At 41.5% G+C, this 22,007-nt stretch carries 22 protein-coding genes; 11 read left to right on the top strand and 11 right to left on the bottom strand.

What is annotated here, in order from left to right; all coding sequences use genetic code 11:
• Positions 1-16: 16 nt before the first annotated feature.
• From GKZ87_20070 to GKZ87_20055, 4 genes are all read left to right on the top strand, one after another.
• Positions 17-904 carry a class II fructose-bisphosphate aldolase gene (locus GKZ87_20070; protein QSI27628.1) on the top strand — a complete coding sequence of 296 codons (888 nt, stop codon included), beginning with the start codon at positions 17-19 and terminating at the stop codon, positions 902-904.
• A 254-nt stretch (positions 905-1,158) separates the two neighbouring features.
• Positions 1,159-1,323 carry a hypothetical protein gene (locus GKZ87_20065; protein ID QSI27627.1) on the top strand — a complete coding sequence of 55 codons (165 nt, stop codon included), beginning with the start codon at positions 1,159-1,161 and terminating at the stop codon, positions 1,321-1,323.
• Positions 1,320-1,550 (top strand): hypothetical protein, encoded by a 231-nt coding sequence (locus tag GKZ87_20060; protein ID QSI27626.1) that lies wholly within the window; start codon positions 1,320-1,322, stop codon positions 1,548-1,550. Before GKZ87_20065 ends, GKZ87_20060 begins: the two co-directional genes overlap by 4 nt.
• A 96-nt stretch (positions 1,551-1,646) precedes the next feature.
• Positions 1,647-2,537: a hypothetical protein gene (locus GKZ87_20055; GenBank protein ID QSI27625.1), complete on the top strand. Its 891-nt coding sequence runs from the start codon at positions 1,647-1,649 to the stop codon at positions 2,535-2,537.
• Between the two features lie 155 nt (positions 2,538-2,692).
• Here GKZ87_20055 and GKZ87_20050 read toward each other — a convergent pair whose 3' ends face one another.
• Both GKZ87_20050 and GKZ87_20045 read right to left on the bottom strand, forming a co-directional pair.
• The gene (locus tag GKZ87_20050; GenBank protein ID QSI27624.1) at positions 2,693-4,183 is read right to left on the bottom strand and encodes an AAA family ATPase; all 1,491 of its coding nucleotides are present in this window, start codon (positions 4,181-4,183) and stop codon (positions 2,693-2,695) included.
• Between the two features lie 20 nt (positions 4,184-4,203).
• Entirely contained in the window at positions 4,204-4,386 is a 183-nt protein-coding gene (locus GKZ87_20045) for an AAA family ATPase (GenBank protein QSI27623.1), read from the bottom strand.
• A 230-nt stretch (positions 4,387-4,616) separates the two neighbouring features.
• Between GKZ87_20045 and GKZ87_20040 the strand changes: the two genes are divergently transcribed.
• The 3 genes from GKZ87_20040 to ilvN all read left to right on the top strand — a co-directional run bounded on the left by GKZ87_20040 (position 4,617) and on the right by ilvN (position 8,045).
• Positions 4,617-5,486 (top strand): methionyl aminopeptidase, encoded by an 870-nt coding sequence (locus GKZ87_20040; GenBank protein ID QSI27622.1) that lies wholly within the window; start codon positions 4,617-4,619, stop codon positions 5,484-5,486.
• A 289-nt stretch (positions 5,487-5,775) separates the two neighbouring features.
• Complete coding sequence (gene ilvB, locus GKZ87_20035; GenBank protein QSI27621.1) at positions 5,776-7,497, top strand: biosynthetic-type acetolactate synthase large subunit; 1,722 nt, start codon at positions 5,776-5,778, stop codon at positions 7,495-7,497.
• Between the two features lie 35 nt (positions 7,498-7,532).
• On the top strand, positions 7,533-8,045 hold the full coding sequence (gene ilvN, locus GKZ87_20030; GenBank protein QSI27620.1) for an acetolactate synthase small subunit: 513 nt from the start codon (positions 7,533-7,535) through the stop codon (positions 8,043-8,045).
• Positions 8,046-8,293: 248 nt separating this feature from the next.
• Here the strand turns inward: ilvN and GKZ87_20025 are convergent, their stop codons facing one another.
• The 8 genes from GKZ87_20025 to GKZ87_19990 all read right to left on the bottom strand — a co-directional run bounded on the left by GKZ87_20025 (position 8,294) and on the right by GKZ87_19990 (position 16,061).
• Complete coding sequence (locus tag GKZ87_20025; GenBank protein ID QSI27619.1) at positions 8,294-9,304, bottom strand: SIS domain-containing protein; 1,011 nt, start codon at positions 9,302-9,304, stop codon at positions 8,294-8,296.
• Between the two features lie 36 nt (positions 9,305-9,340).
• Complete coding sequence (locus tag GKZ87_20020) at positions 9,341-9,769, bottom strand: YjbQ family protein (protein QSI27618.1); 429 nt, start codon at positions 9,767-9,769, stop codon at positions 9,341-9,343.
• On the bottom strand, positions 9,762-10,610 hold the full coding sequence (locus tag GKZ87_20015; protein QSI28031.1) for an amidohydrolase family protein: 849 nt from the start codon (positions 10,608-10,610) through the stop codon (positions 9,762-9,764). The genes GKZ87_20020 and GKZ87_20015 overlap by 8 nt, the downstream gene beginning before the upstream one ends.
• A 45-nt stretch (positions 10,611-10,655) precedes the next feature.
• On the bottom strand, positions 10,656-11,480 hold the full coding sequence (locus GKZ87_20010) for a PTS mannose transporter subunit IID (protein ID QSI28030.1): 825 nt from the start codon (positions 11,478-11,480) through the stop codon (positions 10,656-10,658).
• Entirely contained in the window at positions 11,470-12,231 is a 762-nt protein-coding gene (locus tag GKZ87_20005) for a PTS sugar transporter (GenBank protein ID QSI27617.1), read from the bottom strand. Before GKZ87_20005 ends, GKZ87_20010 begins: the two co-directional genes overlap by 11 nt.
• A complete protein-coding gene (locus GKZ87_20000) occupies positions 12,228-12,719 on the bottom strand; it encodes a PTS mannose/fructose/sorbose transporter subunit IIB (protein ID QSI27616.1) in 492 nt (163 codons plus the stop codon). Before GKZ87_20000 ends, GKZ87_20005 begins: the two co-directional genes overlap by 4 nt.
• A gap of 12 nt (positions 12,720-12,731) precedes the next feature.
• The gene (locus GKZ87_19995; protein ID QSI28029.1) at positions 12,732-13,178 is read right to left on the bottom strand and encodes a PTS sugar transporter subunit IIA; all 447 of its coding nucleotides are present in this window, start codon (positions 13,176-13,178) and stop codon (positions 12,732-12,734) included.
• 150 nt (positions 13,179-13,328) lie between these two features.
• The gene (locus GKZ87_19990; GenBank protein QSI27615.1) at positions 13,329-16,061 is read right to left on the bottom strand and encodes a PRD domain-containing protein; all 2,733 of its coding nucleotides are present in this window, start codon (positions 16,059-16,061) and stop codon (positions 13,329-13,331) included.
• A gap of 115 nt (positions 16,062-16,176) precedes the next feature.
• Here GKZ87_19990 and GKZ87_19985 point away from each other — a divergent pair, with 115 nt between their 5' ends.
• Entirely contained in the window at positions 16,177-17,394 is a 1,218-nt protein-coding gene (locus tag GKZ87_19985; protein ID QSI27614.1) for an RNA polymerase subunit sigma-54, read from the top strand.
• 78 nt (positions 17,395-17,472) lie between these two features.
• Here the strand turns inward: GKZ87_19985 and GKZ87_19980 are convergent, their stop codons facing one another.
• A complete protein-coding gene (locus GKZ87_19980; protein ID QSI27613.1) occupies positions 17,473-20,088 on the bottom strand; it encodes a diguanylate cyclase in 2,616 nt (871 codons plus the stop codon).
• Between the two features lie 253 nt (positions 20,089-20,341).
• On the opposite strand from GKZ87_19980, the gene lepB reads away from it, so the two are divergent.
• From lepB to GKZ87_19965, 3 genes are read left to right on the top strand one after another with little or no spacing between them, the layout of a single operon-like run.
• Positions 20,342-20,986 carry a signal peptidase I gene (gene lepB / locus GKZ87_19975; protein ID QSI27612.1) on the top strand — a complete coding sequence of 215 codons (645 nt, stop codon included), beginning with the start codon at positions 20,342-20,344 and terminating at the stop codon, positions 20,984-20,986.
• Positions 20,986-21,405 carry a hypothetical protein gene (locus GKZ87_19970; GenBank protein QSI28028.1) on the top strand — a complete coding sequence of 140 codons (420 nt, stop codon included), beginning with the start codon at positions 20,986-20,988 and terminating at the stop codon, positions 21,403-21,405. Before lepB ends, GKZ87_19970 begins: the two co-directional genes overlap by 1 nt.
• A gap of 49 nt (positions 21,406-21,454) precedes the next feature.
• On the top strand, positions 21,455-21,739 hold the full coding sequence (locus GKZ87_19965) for a hypothetical protein (GenBank protein ID QSI28027.1): 285 nt from the start codon (positions 21,455-21,457) through the stop codon (positions 21,737-21,739).
• Positions 21,740-22,007: the final 268 nt, after the last annotated feature.

The raw sequence follows: 22,007 nt of genomic DNA, 5'->3' as shown, positions 1-22,007 counted from the left end.
TAAGGAGGAATATAAGATGTTAGTAAGTATGGCAGAAATTCTGCAGCGGGCAAAAGAGGGACATTACGGAGTACCGGCATTGTCAGCTGTAGATGAGCTTTCATTGAGAGCATGCGTGGAAGCAGCAGAGGAAATGAATGCCCCCTTGATCATGCTATGTGGCTGGGGACATAATAAGGATATGCAGTATTTTGGCCGCATGCTTCATGATTTTGCGATAAAAGCGAGCGTACCGGTAGCGTTTATATTGGATCACAGTGCAACCTTTGAGGATGCAGTAAAAGGAATTCATGCCGGCTTTCACACAATCATGGTGGATCGCTCCTCTCTTCCATATGCAGAAAATGTTGCACAGGTGAAGGAGCTTGTGAAAATTGCACATGCTGCAGGTGTCGGTGTAGAGGCAGAGCTAGGTCATGTCGGTGTCGGTGAGAATTATGCTGTGGATGGAATTGCGGCCTTAACGCAGCCGGATGAAGCAGTGCGGTATGTGGAGGAGACAGGCGTTGACTGTCTAGCTGTGGCCATCGGTTCTGCACATGGTGTTTACAAAGGAAAGCCAAAGCTTCGTCTTGATCTTTTGAAAGAGCTGGCAGAAAAAGTTCCGGTACCATTGGTGTTACATGGTGGCAGCGGTACCGGTGATGAGAATCTGGCAACAGCATGCCGTCTTGGTATCAGTAAAGTAAATGTAGCGAATGACTTGTTCCGCGGAGCATATAATAAAATACAGGAGGTCGGTATGGAGGGTAATAATATCTATGCCTTAATGCCGATGCTGCAAGAAGGATATAAGGAGACAGCAAAGCATTTCATTAAAATTCTGGGATGTGCAGATAAAGCATGGAAGGCAGAGCAATATGTTTCTTCCGGATTGAAACAGGACTTAAATGAAGCAAAGTAACAAATAATCTTATAGGGAAATATCCTGTTATGGTAATCGTAACAGGATATTTTATGATTATCTAAATACTTTGATTGCTCACATAGAAAATACCCATATGATATGGAATTGAATTATATAGTATCAATAACTTTCATATGTGAATGAATTTCTATAATAATTTATGGAAGATTATGAATATTCTTTGTATTGACAATTCATAAAGCATGGTATATTACTAAGTTATAACTTACTAAGTCATAACTTAGTAATATATGGAGGCAATTATGTTTATAGGAAGAAAACAGGAGTTAAACAGACTTGATGAAATGTATAACAGTAATACCTTTGAATTTGCTGTTATTTATGGAAGGAGAAGAGTTGGAAAATCAACGCTCATAAACGAATTTTGTAAAGGAGAAAAAGTATTTACTATATGATGGCGGTTGAATCTGATTTAAAAAGTAATATTCGAGGTTTATCAAATGCAGTCACGAATTATTATCTTCCAGGACTCTCTATTCCTTCCTTTCAAAGCATAGAAGGTATATTAGACTTTATAGATACAAAAGTTAATGAAAAGGTTATTCTTGCAATCGATGAGTATCCATACATGGCGGAAACTTATCCTGCATTCTCATCTCTGGTGCAAAAGCATATCGAGTAGAATTAAAACATGGTAATTATCTGATATTTTAAAAGAATTGTTGAAATTTCCTTCAGAATTATATATGATTGTAATAAAAAATTCAGGAGGTGTTCTATGCGAAAAAAATATCAGACCATGAAAAAAGCTATTGATATGGAAATTAAGGAACACAGAAAATCATTTCTTGTTTATCTGACACTGCGTGCACTCGTTATTGTTGTAATGATTCTTCAGATTTTTAATCGCAATTTTGAAAATGTATTCTTATGTCTGCTGACACTGATTCTTTTTATAGTTCCCAGCTTTTTACAAGTGGAGCTGAAAATCGAACTGCCGACAGCATTGGAAATCATCATCCTGCTGTTTATCTTTTCTGCAGAGATATTGGGTGAAATACAATCCTTCTATATTTTATTCCCTATGTGGGATACGATTCTGCACACGCTGAACGGGTTTCTGGCTGCTGCAATCGGTTTCTCACTGGTGGATTTGTTAAATAATGATGACCGTCTCCAATTTCGTTTATCACCGGTTTTCATGACGCTGGTTGCGTTTTGCTTTTCCATGACGATTGGAGTTGTATGGGAGTTTTTTGAGTTTGGTATGGATACCTTTATGGGAACAGATATGCAGAAGGATACGATTGTTCAAAGTATTACGACTGTCATGCTGGACCCGACCAACAGTAATATTCCGATTACGATCGATGGCATTCATTCTGTTGCGGTGAATGGTAAGGAGCTAGGATTCAACGGTTACCTAGATATTGGACTGATCGATACCATGGAGGACTTGCTGGTTAATTTCATTGGCGCTGGAACATTCTCTATCCTTGGGTATTTCTATGTAAAAAAACGTGGAAAGGGATCCTTTACTAAACATTTTCTTCCAAGGAGAAAGACCAGAGATGCTGATTTCAAGCGGCTCGCAAGAAAGGAACTGGAACAGGAAGAACATAAAAAAGCAGAGGAAGCAATACTGAAAAAGGAAACAGAAGCAGTATAAAGCTTATGAAGCAGTTAAAAGGTTATCAGTATAACCTCACATATATGTGTAAGCTCAATGAAAAAGATTGCCAATCTATGCAATCTTTTTATAATGTCAACCTATAAAGAACCTCACTATCTACTAGAAATAGCATGAACAAATCATGATTCATTTTATAAAGCTGTAATGATGCAAGACTTTTTATAAAAGGCAATGCCATATCCAAGGATATCCTCATATCCCTTCTTCTGTAAGCCCTCAATATATTTCATGTCTCTTATCTGCCTGCAAGCTTCTTCCGATAGCTTCTGCAAATCCTCCTCCTGCTTTGCGACCTTCAATTCCAGTATCACACCTCTAGACATCCGGCTCAGTGGAAGGATTGCTATGTCAAATCTCCCAAGTCCAGCTTCCCCATTGGACACTGTTTGATATTCACTCAGCATTCCTATTAACAGACCGTGATAGAATTTTTCGTCATAATCAAAATAACTGATGGATTGAAACAGGATATTGTTAAGAATATCTGCTGCCTGTATTAGATCTTCCTTCATCAGAGCCTCCACAAAGGAATTGCCGCTGTGCTCCACCTGCTCATCAAACCATTCACTGAATATGGACAGAAACACCCGCTTAATTTCCTTGTTTGGTATCATTAACTGATAAATCCGCTTATCTTCATCCAGACAGCGAATAGCCTTTAAGTAGCCTGTATACAACAAAAAGCTGTATACATTGCTGATCTGATCCATCTCCCTGTAGGTTATATCATCCTTAATTGCCTTTTCAATCATTCCTCCAGCTGCCAGAATATCAAATTCATCCCGCATTTTTGGGTTCGCTTCTTTTATGTAACGATAAATGATATCATTGCCGCTTGTATTCGCCCAGAAGGATTCCGGCTCCCTTCTGCTTGTATTCGCTAATTTATCCACATACATCAAGGCACTCCATGGGTTGTAGATATCACAGCCACCGAATTGATAACCATCATACCATTCCTTCATTTGCTTTTGGTAATCCTTCAGCTGATAATCCTGCAGCATCGTATCAATTTCTGGCTGCGTAAAGCCAAAGCGCTGATTGGAGATTTCATCGAAAATAGAAACCACCCTAAAATTATTCAGACCGGTGAAAATACTCTCTTTTGCGATTCTCAAACAGCCTGTGAGCACCCCTTTTTCCAACGCATCATTTGTCTTAAAAGCTGCACTGAATACATTTCTGAGAAAATTCACCATCTCATCATAATACCCATTCAAATAGGCATTTTGTAACGGAACATCATATTCGTCAATCAATAGGATTACTTTTTTATGATGATGTTGCATAAGACAATCAGAAATAAACCCAAGAGCATTTTGTAAATCAACTTCATTGTGTACTCCACGATACAGATTGATTATTCTCTCCTTGTCAAATTCATCGATATCTTTGCTCGTTAATAGTTCTTTGTTTTTCCTTATAACCTTTTGTATCAAAAGGGAATACATTTCTAATTGCTTATGAAAAGAATTATTCTTCATATCTTTTAAGGTTATAAAAATAACCGGATATTGATTCTGATGTTTCAGTAGCTGTGTATCCTTTGAAATATTCAAGTTCTGAAAAAGATATGCATTCTCTGTTTCCTTAATAGAAAAGAAATAATAGAGCATACTCATATTCAGCGTTTTCCCCGCTACTAGCGCGCCTCTTGTCGGATACCAAAGGTATCGACACTATTTCGGTGAAATCGCCGAGGTCTGGTATATAAAGCAACCTTCTCATTGCAGACATCTTTTATGAACTCTGTTTTATCAACATAATAATAATTTTTATCTATCAATTCTTTGAAATTCTCTATACCAATTGGTAAACGTTTCATAAGCTCAGCTCCTTTGCCTGTATTATACCATGCCTGCGAACACAGGCAAAAGGGAAAACGGAATTATTCACATGGTAATTATTCTATATAATAAAGATGTTTCGAATACCTGTTATCCTAATTACAGGACCATCGTTCTGCTTATAAATTTCGTGTCCTTTGCATCTTTTGATGTGAAAAGTGTATCAATAAGTGCTATACTATAGAAGTTGAAATGAGGTGTATAGATTATGGAAATGCATAGAAATACCCGTTGCTGGTGCGGTAGCGGAAAAAAATATAAACAGTGTCATGAAAAATTTGATGAAAAGCTTGCACAGCTGGCAAGAGAAGGACACATCATACCGGATCGTTCTCTGATCAAAAATAAAGCGGATATCATTGGTATAAAAAAGAGTGCCAATATCAATACCGGGGTTTTGGACCATGTAGCAAAGAACATTCACGTTGGTATGAGTACCGGAGAAATTGACCGTCTTGTTTATGATTATACGGTATCCCACGGCGCAATACCAGCACCATTAAATTATGAAGGATTTCCGAAAAGCTGCTGTACTTCAATCAATGATGAGGTTTGTCATGGTATTCCGGACGATAACATTATCCTTCAGGAAGGCGATATCGTTAATGTCGATGTGTCTACGATCTTTCACGGATATTATTCGGATGCCTCCCGTATGTTTATGATTGGAGAGGTCAGTGAAGAAGCAAGAAGGCTTGTAGAGGTGACAAAGGAATGTCTGAATATCGGTATTGCTGCTGTGAAGCCATGGGGCCATGTTGGGGACATCGGTGCTGTCATTCATAAGTATGCCACCAGTAAGGGATACAGTGTGGTTGTAGACTTTGCAGGGCACGGTGTCGGAAAAGAGTTTCATGAGGATCCTGTCATCGGTCATGTCGGCAGGGCAGGAAGCGGTATGGTGCTTGCCCCGGGAATGGTGTTCACAATTGAGCCAATGATCAATGCAGGAGACTATCATCTGTATATTGACGAGGACAATGGATGGACATCCTATACGGAGGATGGCTCTTTGAGCGCGCAGTGGGAGCATACCCTGCTTGTTACAGAGCATGGCATTGAAATATTAACATATTAACAGCTTATCCTGAAGAACAGGAAATGCTCCTGAGCTCTTAATACTGCAGAACATAAGAATAAAGCAGGGAATGCGGATTTTTCTAACTCCGGTAATTTCCTGTTTTTCTTTCATATTCAAGGAAAGCATGAGTCAATTTAAGCGGTTTCATGACAGAAACGATGCATTTTCTGTTATAATATAAAAAGAACAGAATAGGTATGTGGGTAAGATTAGTTATGGCAACAACATGATTTCTTTCCCTGTATACGATGTGAATACAGATATTATTATATGAGGGAGGCAGCTTATGAAGAAAATCAGTGGTAACAAATTATTGGTAAAAGCGCTTCAGGAAGAGGGTGTTGATACAATCTTTGCCTATCCTGGCGCATGCACGATTGATATAAGCGATGAATTATATAAGCAGGATCGCATAAAAATCATACTTCCACGGCAGGAAATTGCGCTCGTACATGAGGCGGATGCATATGCCCGTTCCACAGGCAAAACGGGAGTCTGTCTGGTAACGAGCGGGCCAGGGGCTACCAATCTGGTTACAGGGTTGGCGACTGCCTATTATGACAGTGTTCCGCTTGTTTGTTTTACCGGTCAGGTGGCAAGAAACCTGATCGGTAATGATGCATTTCAGGAGGTTGATATTGTCGGCATTACACGCAGTATTACAAAATATGGCGTAACTGTGCGAAACAGAGAGGATCTTGGACGGATTATCAAAGAGGCTTTCTATATTGCCGCAAGCGGAAGGCCCGGCCCGGTACTGATTGATCTTCCAAAGGATGTTATGGGGGAGCTGGGGGATGCAGATTATCCGGATAAGGTGAATATCCGTGGATATAAACCGAATACGGCAGTACATATCGGTCAGCTGAAGCGTGCAATTAAAATGCTGGGGAAGGCAAAGCGCCCGCTATTCCTAGTTGGAGGCGGTATTAATATCGCCCGGGCAAACGATGCTTTTACCAAGCTGGCTGAAAAAACAAATATACCGGTTGTGACAACGATTATGGGGAAAGGAGCTATCCCAAGCATTCATCCATTGTATATCGGTAATATCGGAATGCATGGCTCCTATGCGTGTAATATGGCCGTCAATGAATGTGATCTTCTGTTTTCCATAGGCACGCGGTTTAATGACCGCATCACAGGTAAACTGCATTCCTTTGCGCCAAATGCGAAAATCGTGCATATTGACATTGATACGGCAGCGATATCAAAAAATATACAGGTGGATATTCCGATTGTTGCGGATGCCAAGGAAGCAATCGATAAAATGCTGGAATATGTAACAGAATACAATACGGAGAAATGGCTGGATCAGATAGAGCAATGGAAGCTTGCTCATCCGCTGATGATGAAAAAGAAGCCGTATCTGACACCGCAGGATATTATAGAAACGATTAACCGTATGTTCGATGAGCTAATCGTTGTGACCGATGTTGGACAGCATCAGATGTTTACTGCTCAGTTTTTAGAGCTTACCAGTAAAAAGAGAATGCTGATGTCCGGTGGTCTTGGTACGATGGGATATGGCCTGCCTGGTGCCATAGGGGCAAAAATCGGAAATCCGGACATCCCTGTACTTTCCATATCCGGTGATGGCGGAATGCAGATGAATATTCAGGAGCTTGCGACAGCTGTCCTCGAGGAGCTTCCGATCATATCCTGTATTTTCAATAATAATAATCTAGGTATGGTACGGCAGTGGCAAAAGCTGTTTTACGGAAAACGCTATGCAATGACCTGCTTACGCTCCGGAGCCGCATGTCGTAATAAGTGCGGAGAGGTCTCCTGTCCGGAATATACACCGGATTTCGTGAAGCTTGCGGAAAGCTATGGGGCAAAGGGTATTCGTGTGACAGAAAAGGAACAGATCGAGCCAGCTCTTCGTGAAGCGATGCAGAGCAAGAAAACGCCGGTGATTATCGAATTCATTATCAATCCCGAGGATCTTGTATATCCAATGATACAACCCAACGGTACACTGAAGAATATGATTATGGATTGTTAAGGCATGTATGTAATATATAAAGGAGAACAGAGCATATGAATGGGAACGGTATGAAGAAGCGGTGGATATCGCTGTATGTGGAAAATCAAATTGGTGTTTTGTCAAAAATATCCGGTCTTTTTTCTGGCAAATCCTATAATCTGGACAGTCTGACGGTTGGGACGACAGAGGATCCGACGATTTCGAGAATGACGATTGCCACCGTTAGTGATGATGAAACATTTGAACAGATTAAGAAACAGCTTAACCGCCTTGTGGAGGTTATTAAAGTAATTGATTTTACAGATATATTTGTCAGAATGAAGGAAATTTTATATGTAAAGGTGCAAAACTGTACACTTCAGGAAAAAACTGAGCTGTTTCAGATTGCACAGACCTTCAAAGCAAAGGTAATTGATTACGGGAGAGACAGTCTGCTTTTGGAATTTGTACAGACTGCGACAAAGAATGATGCTGTAATCAAATTGATGAAGGAAGAATTTAAGAATATTGAAGTTGTAAGAGGCGGAAGTGTAGGAATTGAATCCATCAGTATGATGGAGCGATAGTTATATCACGTAATAAGAGCTCCAGCATTCTTTACAACTGGAAGCTGTATATCATAATAAAATGCATACAATATTCAGCTTCTCTTTTTCAAAATTAAACGAACACAACGAATGGCTGAAAAGGTTCAACTACCTTTTACTGTCAAATGAACAATGAAAAAATTGACCACATTTTAATAACAAAGATAAAAGCAGGCGATTAAAATTACCTGCTTTTCCTATGGCTTTCAGCCTGAATTATCTCTTCTTTAATATGCAAACTGACGGTAATAACGTCTGGTCGTCAGGTCATGACCAGTCACACGTTCATAATGAATTGCTAAACGCTCATCCAGCATGGTAGTAACAATGGAGGTTGAAATGATATCAAAGAATGCTTCATCAATATCAGGACACTTATAATCTGCCACATCTATGATAACAGCATGATCGCTCAACTTTTTAATCAGGCGCTCTACACGCTCGTCAATCGGTCGTGTTTCATCAACACCCTTCACAAGGAATACCGGAGTATCCTTTTCAATTACCTCCAGAGTTCCATGGAAGAATTCAGCACTTTTAATGGATTTTGTTTTGATCCACTGCATTTCTTCCAGAATGCACATTGCATGAAGGTAAATCTCCTGTGCCAGCGTACCGCCGCCAATCCAGTACTGGATATTGGAATTGTAATAGGTTTCGGCAATGCTTGCGGCAACAGGCTCAAACTTTTCCTTTACAGCAACAAGGTTTTCCGGCAGCTTCTCTAACTGATCTGCTAGCTTTTCGTAAGCATCAAATTCACCATTGTTATACAGCAGACGGAAGGCAAGCAGATAGTGCTGGATATATTCAAATTCCACTGCGTCCTTAGCCTTACCAATAATGGAATACGTAGCCTTCTGATCCACCGGTGTATCAGCTTTCCCACAAAAGGCAATGACACGAATCCCTTTCTTATTACAGAAATCAATTGCCTCAACAGTTTCTGTTGTTGTCCCTGATTTGCTTGAAGTGATAACGATGGAATCCTTATTCAGCTGTTTATTATCTGTCAGTATTACCTCTGATGCAATTTCACAATAGCTTGGAATGCTTGATTTGGAACGCAGCAGGTATTGAATCGGCTGCATAACTGCCAGTGATCCACCGGATGAAATAAAGAATATGTTCTTAAAGCCCTGCTTGCTAACCTCATCGGCAACCCGTTCAATTTCACCTCTTGTGTCATAGGTTAGCTTTGCGTCTGTGAAATATGCTTCTTTATCAAAATTGTACATGTTTATAACCCTCTCTTTTCTATATTTTATATTTGTTTATTCGCCCTGTATGGTAACCATTACATCGCGTATCTGCGGCCCGTCGAATTCCGCTAAATAAATCTCCTGTGCTTTACCAAGCATAATGGCACCATCAACGATTGGAAATACAGCATGATTTCCTGTAACCATTGCTTTTAAATGTCCTGTGGGATTACCGGCCATAGCTCCATAGCTTTGAAGAAATCTGGCATGGTAGTAAGCATCGTCCTCAGGAAACAGCATACCAAGTCTTTGCAGGATATCATCCTTTAGACATTCCAGATTTTCATTCACTGTGATGCCGGTTGTCGTATGCTTTGTAATAATATAAAGTACACCCTGTTGGATACAGCTTTCCGCAACCAGCCTTTTGATATCCTGAGCAATCGGAAGCAGCTCGTTATAGGCCTGTGTTTCATAGGTCAGCTCCCTGTATTCAGTCATGATATTCGCCTCCCTTTAAAAAGACGAGTGCATTTTCTTTAAATATGAGCTGTTTTGTACTGTCCCGCCAGTCCATTTGTTTTAAGGCTTCCAGCATACGTCTTTGTTCCAGACGCGGCTCATCGGAACCAAACATAATCTGATGCCGTAAGCTGCGATCAATCCAGTGTTCTCCGATATCCACACAGAAGGACTGGTGATAAAATTCCTTCGGATTGTCGAAATACAGCAGGGCTGTATCCGTATATATATTTTTATACTTCAGCATCAGCATGCATACCTCACGAACCCATGGCCAGGCGAAATGTGTCAGGCAGATACGCAGCTTAGGATGCTGTAAGGCAACCTCTTCAAATAACAAAGGCTGTGCGTATTTACTGATCGTTTGCGGACGTGCAGACATCCCGCTGTGAAATATAATTGGTTTATTGTAACTCTCACATACCTTATAAAGCTCGTGTAACGCTTCATCGTTTGGATAAAAATGCTGTTGTCCGGGATGCAGGACAAGTCCTGACAGATGCAGCTTTTCAAATGCATGAATCGCTGTGTCAATGGCATCTATGCGATGCGGATCCACACTTGCAAAGCCAATAAAAAGATCAGGCTCTTTTTCCACCAGGTCTGCCACCTGTTCATTTGTACCGAGAAAACCGCCGTTGATGGTACTTAAATCAAGGGGAAGCAAACAAAGCTTTTCGATTTCAGAAACCCTGCACATCGTCTTCATATAAGAAATCGAGGCTGTATCCGTCTTATATAATCCTGTCTGGTTTCGGCAATACTGCAGCTGTTCCTCACTGGAATTCAGCTCTTCTATAAAAGCCGGAGATACATGCATATCAATAACCAAAACTGTCACCTCCTTTTATTTTTTCATCAGTCATCAGCAGGCAAGGATACCAAGCCATGCACAGAAGATACCAAACAGGGCAGTTCCAATAATCATCGCGATAACATTGACCTTCTTTTTCAGCAGCCAGTAATACACACCCATAACACCGAGACTTAACATACCTGGCATGATTCCGTCAAGAATTTCCTGGATTGCCGTCGCTGCATCACCGGAGCCGATGGAAATAGGTGTATTAACGGTAATCAATTCCTTTGTCATTCCACCGATGACCATAACACCGACAATAGATGCCGCAAGCATAAATTTATCCATCATGCCTGATTTCTGTATTTTTTCAAGATAATTTGCCCCCAGCTCATAGCCCTTCATTGCACCTAGATAGCGGACAGCATAGGCAGGAATGTTGAAAATCAGAAGAAATAGGATGGTACCGAGAATATTCCCCTGTGCAGCTAAGGAGGTTCCAACACCAATCGCCAGAATACGAATCGTACCAAAGAAAACAGAATCACCGATACCGGCAAGTGGCCCCATTAAAGCAACCTTCATGGTGCTGATGGAAGCAGTATCAAAATTGCATTGTCTGGAATTCATTTCCTCCATGGATATGATGATACCTGCAATAAACGTACTGAAGTACATGGATGTGTTGAAAAATTCCAGATGCCGCTGCAGGGAGTCATTGAATTTTTCCGGATCATTTTCATATATTTTACGTAATGCCGGTATCATCATAAATTCAAATCCCATATGCATCTGCCGTTCGTAATGCCAGGAAAATTCCATAGGCAGGGATCGCCAGAACATTTTATGCAAATCTTTTTTTGTAATCAGTTCCTTTGTATTAGAAGTCATCATCGTCACCTCCATCGACAGCTACTGCTGTATCCGAGAAAAAGTCAACCTTCAGGAACGCTGCAATCACACCAAGCAATGCAATCCCGAGTACCGGAACACCGACATAGGCAGAAAGAAGGAAGCCCAGGAAAAAGAACATGATAACCTTCTTGTTCAGTGTCATTTGTGCCAGCATAGCAAACCCCATACCAGGAAGCAGACCTGTCGCAATCGTCAGACCGTCTGTAATAACTGCAGGAATAGAATTAACAAGGGTTTCCACCTGACCGCTTCCAATCAGAAAACCAAAGGTCACAAGCAGACCGAATGTCAGACTCTGTACGATACCGTCACCGATATGAATCATTTCAATCGCCCGATAGTTTCCTTTTTCTGCATATGAATCAGCCCATGTTCCGGTCAGCGGGAAGATGGCGGACATAAACAGATTTTCAAAAATACTGGCCAGAATGGCAATCGGATATGCAAGTGTTACTGCCACCTCTGCACCTTTTCCGGTTGTAATGGCAAAGGCTGTTCCAAGCACACCGCCGACGACTACATTTGGCGGTACAAATGCTCCGATGGATTGTGCGCCGATAAACGCAAGCTCCAGCGTACTACCGATGATGATTCCCTTTGTGACATCCCCCAGAACAAAGCCGACCAGTGGCCCTAAAACAATTGGATTTTTCAGTAGGCTTGTCCCCAGTGCATAATCGCAGTTTCCAAAAAATGCAATGATCCCCAATAAAATCGCCTGTATCATTTTATACCTCCTCCTTCACGTAATGCTGTACGGGCATCTATGGATTTATCTACCGGTATCATACGGATTTCCACTTCCATACCGGCATCCAGTAATTCCTGTATTCTCTTTTCTTCATCCGGGTTCACATTCACTGCCCGGGAAATGCTGCGTGTACCCTCTCTTGCTTTGGTACCACCCAGATTGACAGCCTTCACCTGCGGGCAATTTGTGGCGATCTGATAGGCATCTTCAATGGACTCCACCACAATGAACAGCTTGTATTTATCTGTAACACCGCTGTTTAAAGCCTCGATTGCATCTGCGACCGTCTTGATTACCAGCTTGACACCGCTTGGCTTTGCCAGCTTGATTGTCGTTTTCCGCATAGCATCGTTCATCACATCATCATTTGCGATCAGAATGCAATCAGCACCCAATGCTGTTGTCCAGGAAAATGCCACCTGGCCGTGTAATAATCTGTGGTCAACTCTTAAACACTTAATCATGCTTCTACCTCCCTAGAACTCCTCGTCCTTTTTTTCGACCAGATCAACCCTGGTCATAAGTGTTATTCCATCTCTTGCATGCTTTAAAAGTATTTCCTTCTGTTCATTCATAATTGTTTCTGTACCGGATAACAGCAGATCGAGAACAAGATTCATATTCGTGCCGCTGAATACCTTGACGTTATCATACCGGCACAGCTGCGAACATACCGTATGGACACTGCCTCCTTTGATATCACACAGAAAGACATATTCGTTTTCGGGATGCTTTTTGATCTCCTCCTCCATCTGTTCCTTAAAATCCATTGGGCTTTGAGATGGATACAGGCAGAAGGTATTGATATCATCTGCGAGATTTCCAACAATCAAAGCTATGGAATGCTTCAGTCCCTTCGCAAACTCACCATGCGAAGCTATCGTAATTTTTCTCAAGCTGATTCTCCTTTCATTTTCATACAAGCAAATTCTGTACCACACAGTCTGGTTTTAAAGGCATTGCTGCTCAACAGCATACAAGCAAGGATTGTGCCACAGAGCGTATTGTTTTCTTTTTTTCTTTGCTTACATGTCTCATCGGTATACAAGCAAAAAGTGTGCCACAGGGCACACTTATGAGTGAAATTTTATATAATTCAAATCATTTTTTACATAATCGTATACATAACCGATTTCTGCGACCGGTATCTGAACACCGTAAAATTGCTCCACATCTGTAAATGCGGTTTTTACCTGTGCGATAAATGCTGTTTGATTTTCTTCAAACGCCAGCATATCCGGATACAGCTCAATTCCCTTATTCATAACCAGGCGTTCAATCAGGCAGCTCATATGTACATATAAACCAAAGCAGGTATTGTTGGCAAGCTGTACGGAAAGAATGGTTTGCAATCTGTCAATGGCATCTGCAATATGCTCCAGCAGCTTATTGGGATTCAATATGGTGAGACTGTTCATGATATTGGACAAGGAGAAGTTTTTTAGGATGTTCTTTTTAAAACAGATCAGCTGTTCCTTCGTCATCACATCTTCCAGACATTGATCAAATCCGTCGATCGTATCATTGATAATCAAATCTTCAATCGGTATAAAGTACAGCTGTTCAATGTTGGGATTCAGTGTTCCGATAACGCACAGGATATGGTAGCTGTCAAATAATGTACTGTTCATTCCCTTTTCCACCAATTCATTATAGTCATATGCCAGGACGGCGATTTCGCTTTGAAGCGGCAAAGAATCCTCGATTGTCTGCTTCAGCTTTTCGGCTGTACCCATACCACTTGCACAGGAACAGAGAATTGCATGTTTTTTCTGTCTGTTGCGTTCAATATGATAGCTGGTTACATTACCGCTCACAACACGCTTAAAGATATCCTCCATCGTCTGGTTGTGCAGCATGCCGATGCCGATTTCCAGTGCTGCTTTTGTGCTGATATTGTTGATAATGCCAATGTTAACATTATTGAGATGAAGCCCCTTATATATTTCCTCCAGACTTCCCATATCCACGAGAAGAAACAGCTCCTGCGTACCTCCCAGCTTTTTCAGATAGGTATTCAGCTGATCCAGTATGGAGCCCATATCCACATTTAACGGCATGTCGATGGCATCGAATACATAGCTTCCCAGGGACTTATTAACGGCATCCGCAATGCTGCTGGCTGTGGAAAATCCATGTGCCAGTATGACACCGGTGCGTTTCTGGTGCTGCTCATCCTTAAACAGATTTTTGAAATACAGGATAAAGGTTATGATGGTCATTGGCAGGATATCGATATCCAGATAGGAGGTCAGATAATTTCCGATTTCTGAAGCAAGACTGTATTCTCTGGGGAATCGTGTTTTCATATAGCTGAGAAACAATTCTGTCTTCTCCCTGTTCTTCAGTGACCAGTTCCTAAAGCTGTGATAGTCCTTTGTGTATGCGTTGAGATAGCTGCATACAGATAACACATCGTTATTGCTGATTGCCAGCTTATACTGACCGCTTACGATCCCGAAGATATGCTGTATGCCGCTTTGATAAAAATCTTTTTGCTGCGCCTGTGATTCAGAAAGCAGCGTGTTATCAAAATATTTCCATACAGCATGACAGCATTTCCTGATATAGGCTTCCTCGTCGATTTCATGCTGTTCAAATGCAGCGAAGTGCTTCAGCAGCTCCTCATTCAGCCGTATGATTTCCTTGTCTGTATGAATAAAGCTCATAAGATCCTGTAAACGTATATATTCTGTAGAGGTCGTGTAGACAGAGCTTTTCTCAGTGATATCATTGAGGATATGAGAAGGAAGGCTTACGAGCTGTATCTGCATTTCCTTATGATCGCTATCCTGAAAAAGGGAGTTGATACAGCAGGATTGCACACAGCTTTTTAAGCCGCCGATATTGCCTGTAAAATCATGGGAAAGCAGTATATTGTACACCTTGGTACTAAGCAGTATCGTTTTATGCAGGCGTTGTTCTTCTTCCTTGAACATTGCATATAAAAGCTGAACCTTTTCCTGTACACCCCGCTGCTTCAAGCCGGGAACCGTTATCGTCATAGGGATTCTTCGCTGCAGTGTTTTCAGTAATACCTCTTCCGGCGGCTCGGTTGTCGCAAGGATCAGGCGAACCCTTGAGGTATACCAGGTTTCATTGTCACCTACTCTGTGATAGATGGCGCGATCCATGAACTGAAACAGCTTTTCCTGACATTCCGCCTTGAGATTATGCACTTCATCGAGAAACAAGACCCCGCCGTTTGCCAGCTCAATGAGCCCTGCCTTGTTCTGATCCGCACCGGTAAATGCACCCTTGACATAGCCAAACAGATTGGCAGTTAGTAATTCCGGATTATTTGCATATTCACTACAGTTTACCGCAATGAATTTTCCCTGATCAGCCAGTAATCCTTTGTTTCTGGCATATTCAAATGCAAGTCTTGCAATCAGACTCTTACCGGATCCTGTCGGCCCATATAGCATCAGGGGAAGTCCATCCGGTGGATACGCAATGGTTGCCTTGCATTGGCGGATCAGTTCAGCCAGACTTCCGTCATGACCGATCAGCTTGTCAAAATCCTGCGGTTCCTTTTTGCAGTATGCCAGAAGAAGCTCGAGTGATGGATAGCTGCTTTCCGGTATCTGTGTTTGGTATTCCTGCTCCATATACACTCTGTCTAAAAAATACAGTGGTCTGGATTCAATTTTAATCAGCTTCTTCTGTTTTGTCAGATTTTGCAGTGCTGCGGCAACTTCATTTCGGCTCACATGAACCTCCTCACTGATTTCCCCTGCCGTATTACGTTCAAACAAATGCTGTTCACAATTTCTTCTGATGATTGCGAGAATTTTCTCTTTCACACTATCACCCCTTTGATAGAATAGTAATTTCAAAGAAAATAAATGTCAAGATTAAAATTTACATAGCTTCTGTGGCACAATTCTTGCTAGAATATGGGTGAGAGGAGGGATTCTTTTGGAGCATAAATTTATTTATACACAAAAGCTGTCACAGACCCTGCAGTTATCACAGACTATGAAAAACTCACTGGATATTTTAAAAATGAGTAAGCAGGATTTGCTGGAGTACATAAAGGCACTGGCAGAGCGGAATCCGGTGATTGAATACACACCGTCTGCGGATATGCATCAGCTCCTGCAGGAAACGGTTTCCATGAAACAAACGCTCAAAGACGATTTGTATATGCAGCTGCATACCTGCCGTTCTGCTTTTAACGAGACTGTCTGCAGTTATCTGATTGAATCCCTCGATGAGAATGGATTCCTCACGGCCTCGGTACATGAATATGCTCAGCTCCTGCAAACACAGGAAACTGTCATACAAAAAAGTCTTCAGCTGCTGCAGTCGTTTGAGCCGTGCGGTGTTGCTGCAGAAGGCTGCAGGGATAGCATACGGGTACAGTTGCTGAGAAAAGGAAAGCATGCGGCAGAAAAGATTTTCACACAGTATGCAAAGGAAATCATACACAAGGACTATAAAGCGATTGCAGCCGCCTGTCATTTATCTCTTGAACAGGTGTATGCCTGTCTGAAGGAAATACAGGAATGCCAGCCATATCCATGCAGTTCCTATGGGGCAGAGTGTCCACCACCAGCTTTACCGGATTTTGAAATTCAGGCGCAGGATGGAGAAATAGAAATCATACCAAAGCAGCTGGGACATTTTCAGATTGAGGATGAGCTTCTGGTAATGAAGGAAGAAATGAAGGAGCTGCGGGAATATTTTGATGAAGCCTATTATTTTATAGACCATTTGCATAAACGAAACAGGACATTGCTTATGATGGTGAATGAGCTTGTGCATATACAGAGAAATCATTTTCTATACATGGATGAGCTGCAGCCTTGTACATTGATGGATATTGCAAAGAAAACAGGGTTTCATGAATCCACTGTATCACGGACACTGTCGAACAAGTATTATGTTTTCCAAAATGAAATTTATGCGGTTAAGGATTTGTTTGTATCAGCGACAAAGGAGGGAAGCAGTAAAGATTCCATACTGAAAGCAATACAAAAGCTTGTGGATACAGAGGATAAGCATTGCCCCTACCGTGATCAGGATCTTGTTGTCATGCTGGAAGAGCTTGATTTGTATGTTTCAAGAAGGGGAATCGCGAAGTATCGTTCTATTTTACATATTCCCGGATCAAAGGAAAGAAAACAAAAATAGAAATATCAGATTTCACAGGCATACAAAAAAGCCTCCTGTCAAAAGTGATTTTCTAAGGAGGCTTTGTGCTTTTACAAATCAGCGGTTGTATTTTGTAACATCCACACAGGATAGGAGTACATATTTCTGATGATCGTACCATTCCACATAGGCAGCCGTGGTTTTGATAACAGCCTGCAGCTTTGCATTGAAAATATCAGCTGTGGCGGATGAAGCATTCTGGGATAGCTTTTGTATCGGACAGTCACTGCATGGGGTGTCCTTGCAGCGAAAGACCCGATAGCATATCTTTCCTGTTTCAATGCCGCAAAATACCTCACGAAGACTCTGATTGAAGTAAATCAGCTCATAGGTATGCGGATTGATAACATATACGGAATTACCCAGATTGTTTAATAGAGAGAGCAGCGTATCCGTATATTTTTTCTGCTGTATGCGCTGCCTTTGATCACGCAGGAAGGTAACGATAACTTCAAATACTGTCCGAATGTCATTTCTTTCCTCACGGCTGAAGCTATGCCTCTCACACAAGTCCGCAAAGCCGATCAATACATCGTGGTGAATAGATACCGGTACACTCATATGTGCCAGTGCCTGCATATGCAATTTCTCCATAATTTCTTTAGGCAGTCGGGTAAAGCAGTCCTGTTCCCGATTTTCTATGAACCATATCTGATCGGTTTCCGTATGGACAGACGCAAGGAAATTCAACACAGCCGTTTGTTCCTCAGCCTTTAATTCCGCATACAGATTTTGATTCTGCTCACCCCAGATAAGAAGCGGATACAGGGTGCGGCCTTCTCTGTCAAAATCCATAACATAGAAATACTGCATACCGTAATGCCTTGCGACCAGCTCAAGCACCGTACGGATGGTCGTATCGTCCATCTTATCCCTGCGATACAGAATACGGAAAATATATTCACCGATATTGCCTTCAAACGGCTTGTTCAGTTGCGTATCATTTACAGGATCAGCTTCCAGCCGCTCTATGATCTGCTGTGTGCGCTTCATTTTCTCATCATAGACAGACCACTTATTTTTTCCATTCTTTTTACAGTGATACATCGCTGTATCTGCTTTATCATACAGCTCAGTAAAGGTTACTCCATGTACCGGATAAAAGGCAATTCCCATGGAAATACTCGTGCGTACCGTATGACTGCCTGAGGTATATGTATTCATCAGCGCCTGCTGCAGGCGTTCTGCGATATGCTGAATTGCTTCTGCATTGCTTAACTGTGGAAAAAAGACAATGAATTCATCTCCGCCAAGACGTCCAATCAATGTATCCTCACGGCAATATTGCTGTATTTTCTTAGCAGTTTCTGAAAGCACAGCATCTCCATAGAGGTGTCCGAAGGTATCATTCACCTCCTTGAAATTATCAATATCCAGAATCATGAGTGCACACTGTATATCCGGCTTATGATTCAGGAGCGTATTGACGTGATCAATGAATCCCTTGCGGTTAAAGGTGTTTGTCAGTGCATCAATCTGAACCTCCTCCTGCAGCCTTGCTTCCTTTTCCTTCTGTGAATGGATATCTTTAAGAAACATACGGGCAAACAGATCACTGCTTTCTTCTTTTTTTAATAGGTGAACAGAGGCGTTGATCCAGCGGTATGTATTATTTACAAGCTTTTGATATTCGATTGTAAGTTCACGCGCACCCTTTGCATATTCCGTTAACAGCGTATTGCGGTTCATTGCGTTATGAACCCGTTTTTGTGTATCGGGATGTACCTTTTGCAGCGTAGCCTCCAGTATTTCATCATATGTAATTTCAGATAACGGCTTATGCAGCTTTCCCTTTGCATGCTTGTCAATCAGGATGACACAGTTCTTTGTGACATTTACTTCAAAAACACTCAGGAATCCGGTGGATACTGCCTCCTGGAGCTCCCGCTCATTCCGGTAACTGTATTCCAGCTGCTTCTGTTCTGTAATATCTTTTGATATGCCGATTGCTTTTATAGCTCTTCCCGTTTCATCATAAATAGTCGTACAGCTGATTTCAACCCATCGCTCCTCCCCCTTCATATTGCGCATATGCAGCTGTCCGGAAACCTTTTTTAAGCCCTCCTTTAACTGGGCATACATGCTTTCGATTTCCTCGATGGAATCCCTGTAGACAATGCCCTGTTCAATCAAAGAGTCTGGAACATCGCATATGATTCCTTCATTTGGAAAGATTTCGGAAAACTGTCCGTGTATTGCATCGATACGCTGAATGGTGCGTTCCTTTATATCATATTCCCATAGGGCTGTGCGTGCCTGCTGCAATGCAATCTCATAGCGCTCCTGACTGATCTTCAGCTGTCGCTGTACCTCAATCAGCTCCCGCACATCTGTAGATACATTGATATAGCCGATATGATTGCCCTCCTCATCCGTGAGATAGGAGATATCCACGCGGTTTATGAGATCATCCGGCCCGTATTGTATGGCCCCCTTCTCATTGCGCAGAAAGCGTTCAATACAGCAGTTCTCTGTATGGCAATAGGGGGTGTTAAAATTACAGCAGGGCTGGTTCAGTAAATTCTCACAGGGTGAGGGAACGATCGCTCTTGCTGCTTTATTGATATAGCGTACAATTTTGTCCATATCTGTAACAATCACAGGATTTGGCAGAGAGTCCAATATGTTGCGGCAATTATCCAGACAATTCCAGAAACGATCTTTTTCAGACATGGGCGGCACCTCATTTCCGTATAGTATGAAGCTGTAATGTGTTCTTTGTCTATATTTATTATAACGGATATATAGGGGCAGTTCAAACAGTTCTCCGTTTTCTTTTTTTATACTGAAAAGATTGAAAATGTTTACCTTTTTGTAAAATGTGATATCTCCTCAACAAAAGGTTTTCTTAACATTTGAAAAAAAGAGTTTCGTTTTAAAAAAGCAGTGCTATAATTAAACCATGCTGTTAAGGAAGGAGTGCATTATGGATCAAAAAGAACATAAGGAAGAAACGTTTCAGGCAGTGATTGATGGAACGGAAAACATAAAGCCGAAAAAGAAAAAGGAAGAGAAAAAAGGGCTAAAATATGAGCTGCTGGATCTTGTTAAGACATTTGTTATTTGCTTTGTCTGCATTTTCCTGCTGACGACCTTTGTCATCAAGCCGGTACGTGTGGATGGAAGAAGCATGTATCCTACGCTGGAGGATGGAGAAATTGGCCTCATGAATGTGTTCAGTGCAAAATTTCAGGACATTAAACGGTTTGATGTTGTCGTTGTTTATAATGAAGAAAAGGATGAAAACTGGGTAAAGCGCGTCATCGGCTTGCCGGGAGATACCATCTATGCAAAGGATGATGTGGTGTATGTAAACGGCCTGCCGCTCGATGAGCCGTATTTGAATAATTCCTATGCAAAACAGATTCGCAGTCACGGCAATAATTTTACAGAGGATTTTGAAAAGCGCACTCTGAAGGACGATGAATATTTCCTGATGGGGGATAATCGTGTTGTTTCCTATGATTCCCGTCGTGTTGGTACATTCAAGCGGGAGGATATTCGCGGTAAGGATGTGTATGTGCTGTTTCCATTTAATAAAATAAAAATGGTACGCAATGGAGGGGCATGATGAAAAGCTCAACCTGGCGTTGTGAGCTGCCCTTTGATTCTGCGGCAGTCTGGGAGGTAATGACGGATCTTACGCAGTATGCATGGAGAAGTGATATAAAGCGTATAGAAACAGTAGATGCGCTGACCTTTCGGGAAATCTATCCGAATGGAAATGAAACCATGTTTACGATTACAGAAAAAAAGCAGAATTCATTATATGCCTTCCATATGGAAAACAAACGGTTTTCCGGGGACTGGTCAGGGCGGCTGCAGAGTCTTGCGGATGGCGGCTGTTTGCTAGTTCTGGAGGAAAAGATAGAAATCCATCATCCTGTGATGCGGCTTGTTGCGGGAATAGCGTGGGATTTGAAGAAGCTGCAGAAATTATATATCGATGATTTAACGAAAGAACTTCACAGGCGTTATGATTGTAAGTAAACAGCGACTTGGATATAATAAGGATAATCGTTATAAGGAGGATACACATATGGAATATCAGATTATGGTAGATGGAATTGAAATTCAGTCAAATGAAAGGGTAAATGAAAAAGAGGCACGCGCCTATATCAGCTACATTCGCAAAAATAATCCGAAAAAGGAAATCTCCTCTGTTGAATTGAGCTTTGACGGAGAGGAAGTCGGTCTTGGGTATCATTTACAGCCGGAGGGCTTTGAAAAAATCAGACGTATTACCGGATATCTTGTTGGAACAGTTGACCGCTTTAATAACGGAAAACGCGCCGAGGAGCATGATCGGGTAAAGCACGCATAAGCAGCTGGATCGCTGCTTTTTTCTTATGTTTGGTTGCTGAAAAGATTCTGATTTTCCGGATGAAAGAGGCCTTTCCTTAAAATATGTAAAATTAAGTTAATTTTAAGATTTAAAATGACAGTTTGTGGGATTCGGTGTTATAATTATGCCGTAAGATTGCATATTTTCATCTAGCCAATGAAAAAAGGATATGTGACTTACGTAGCGAAATTTCTCTCTCCTCCTTTGAGAAGCAGAAATTCGATCGGAGTGTTCGTAGTAGAGCTAT

Source organism: Erysipelotrichaceae bacterium 66202529 (assembly GCA_017161075.1).
GTDB lineage: Bacteria > Bacillota_I > Bacilli_A > Erysipelotrichales > Erysipelotrichaceae > Clostridium_AQ.
The sequence above is the reverse complement of the archived record's forward strand: the minus strand, read 5'-3'. Positions and strand labels throughout refer to the sequence as shown.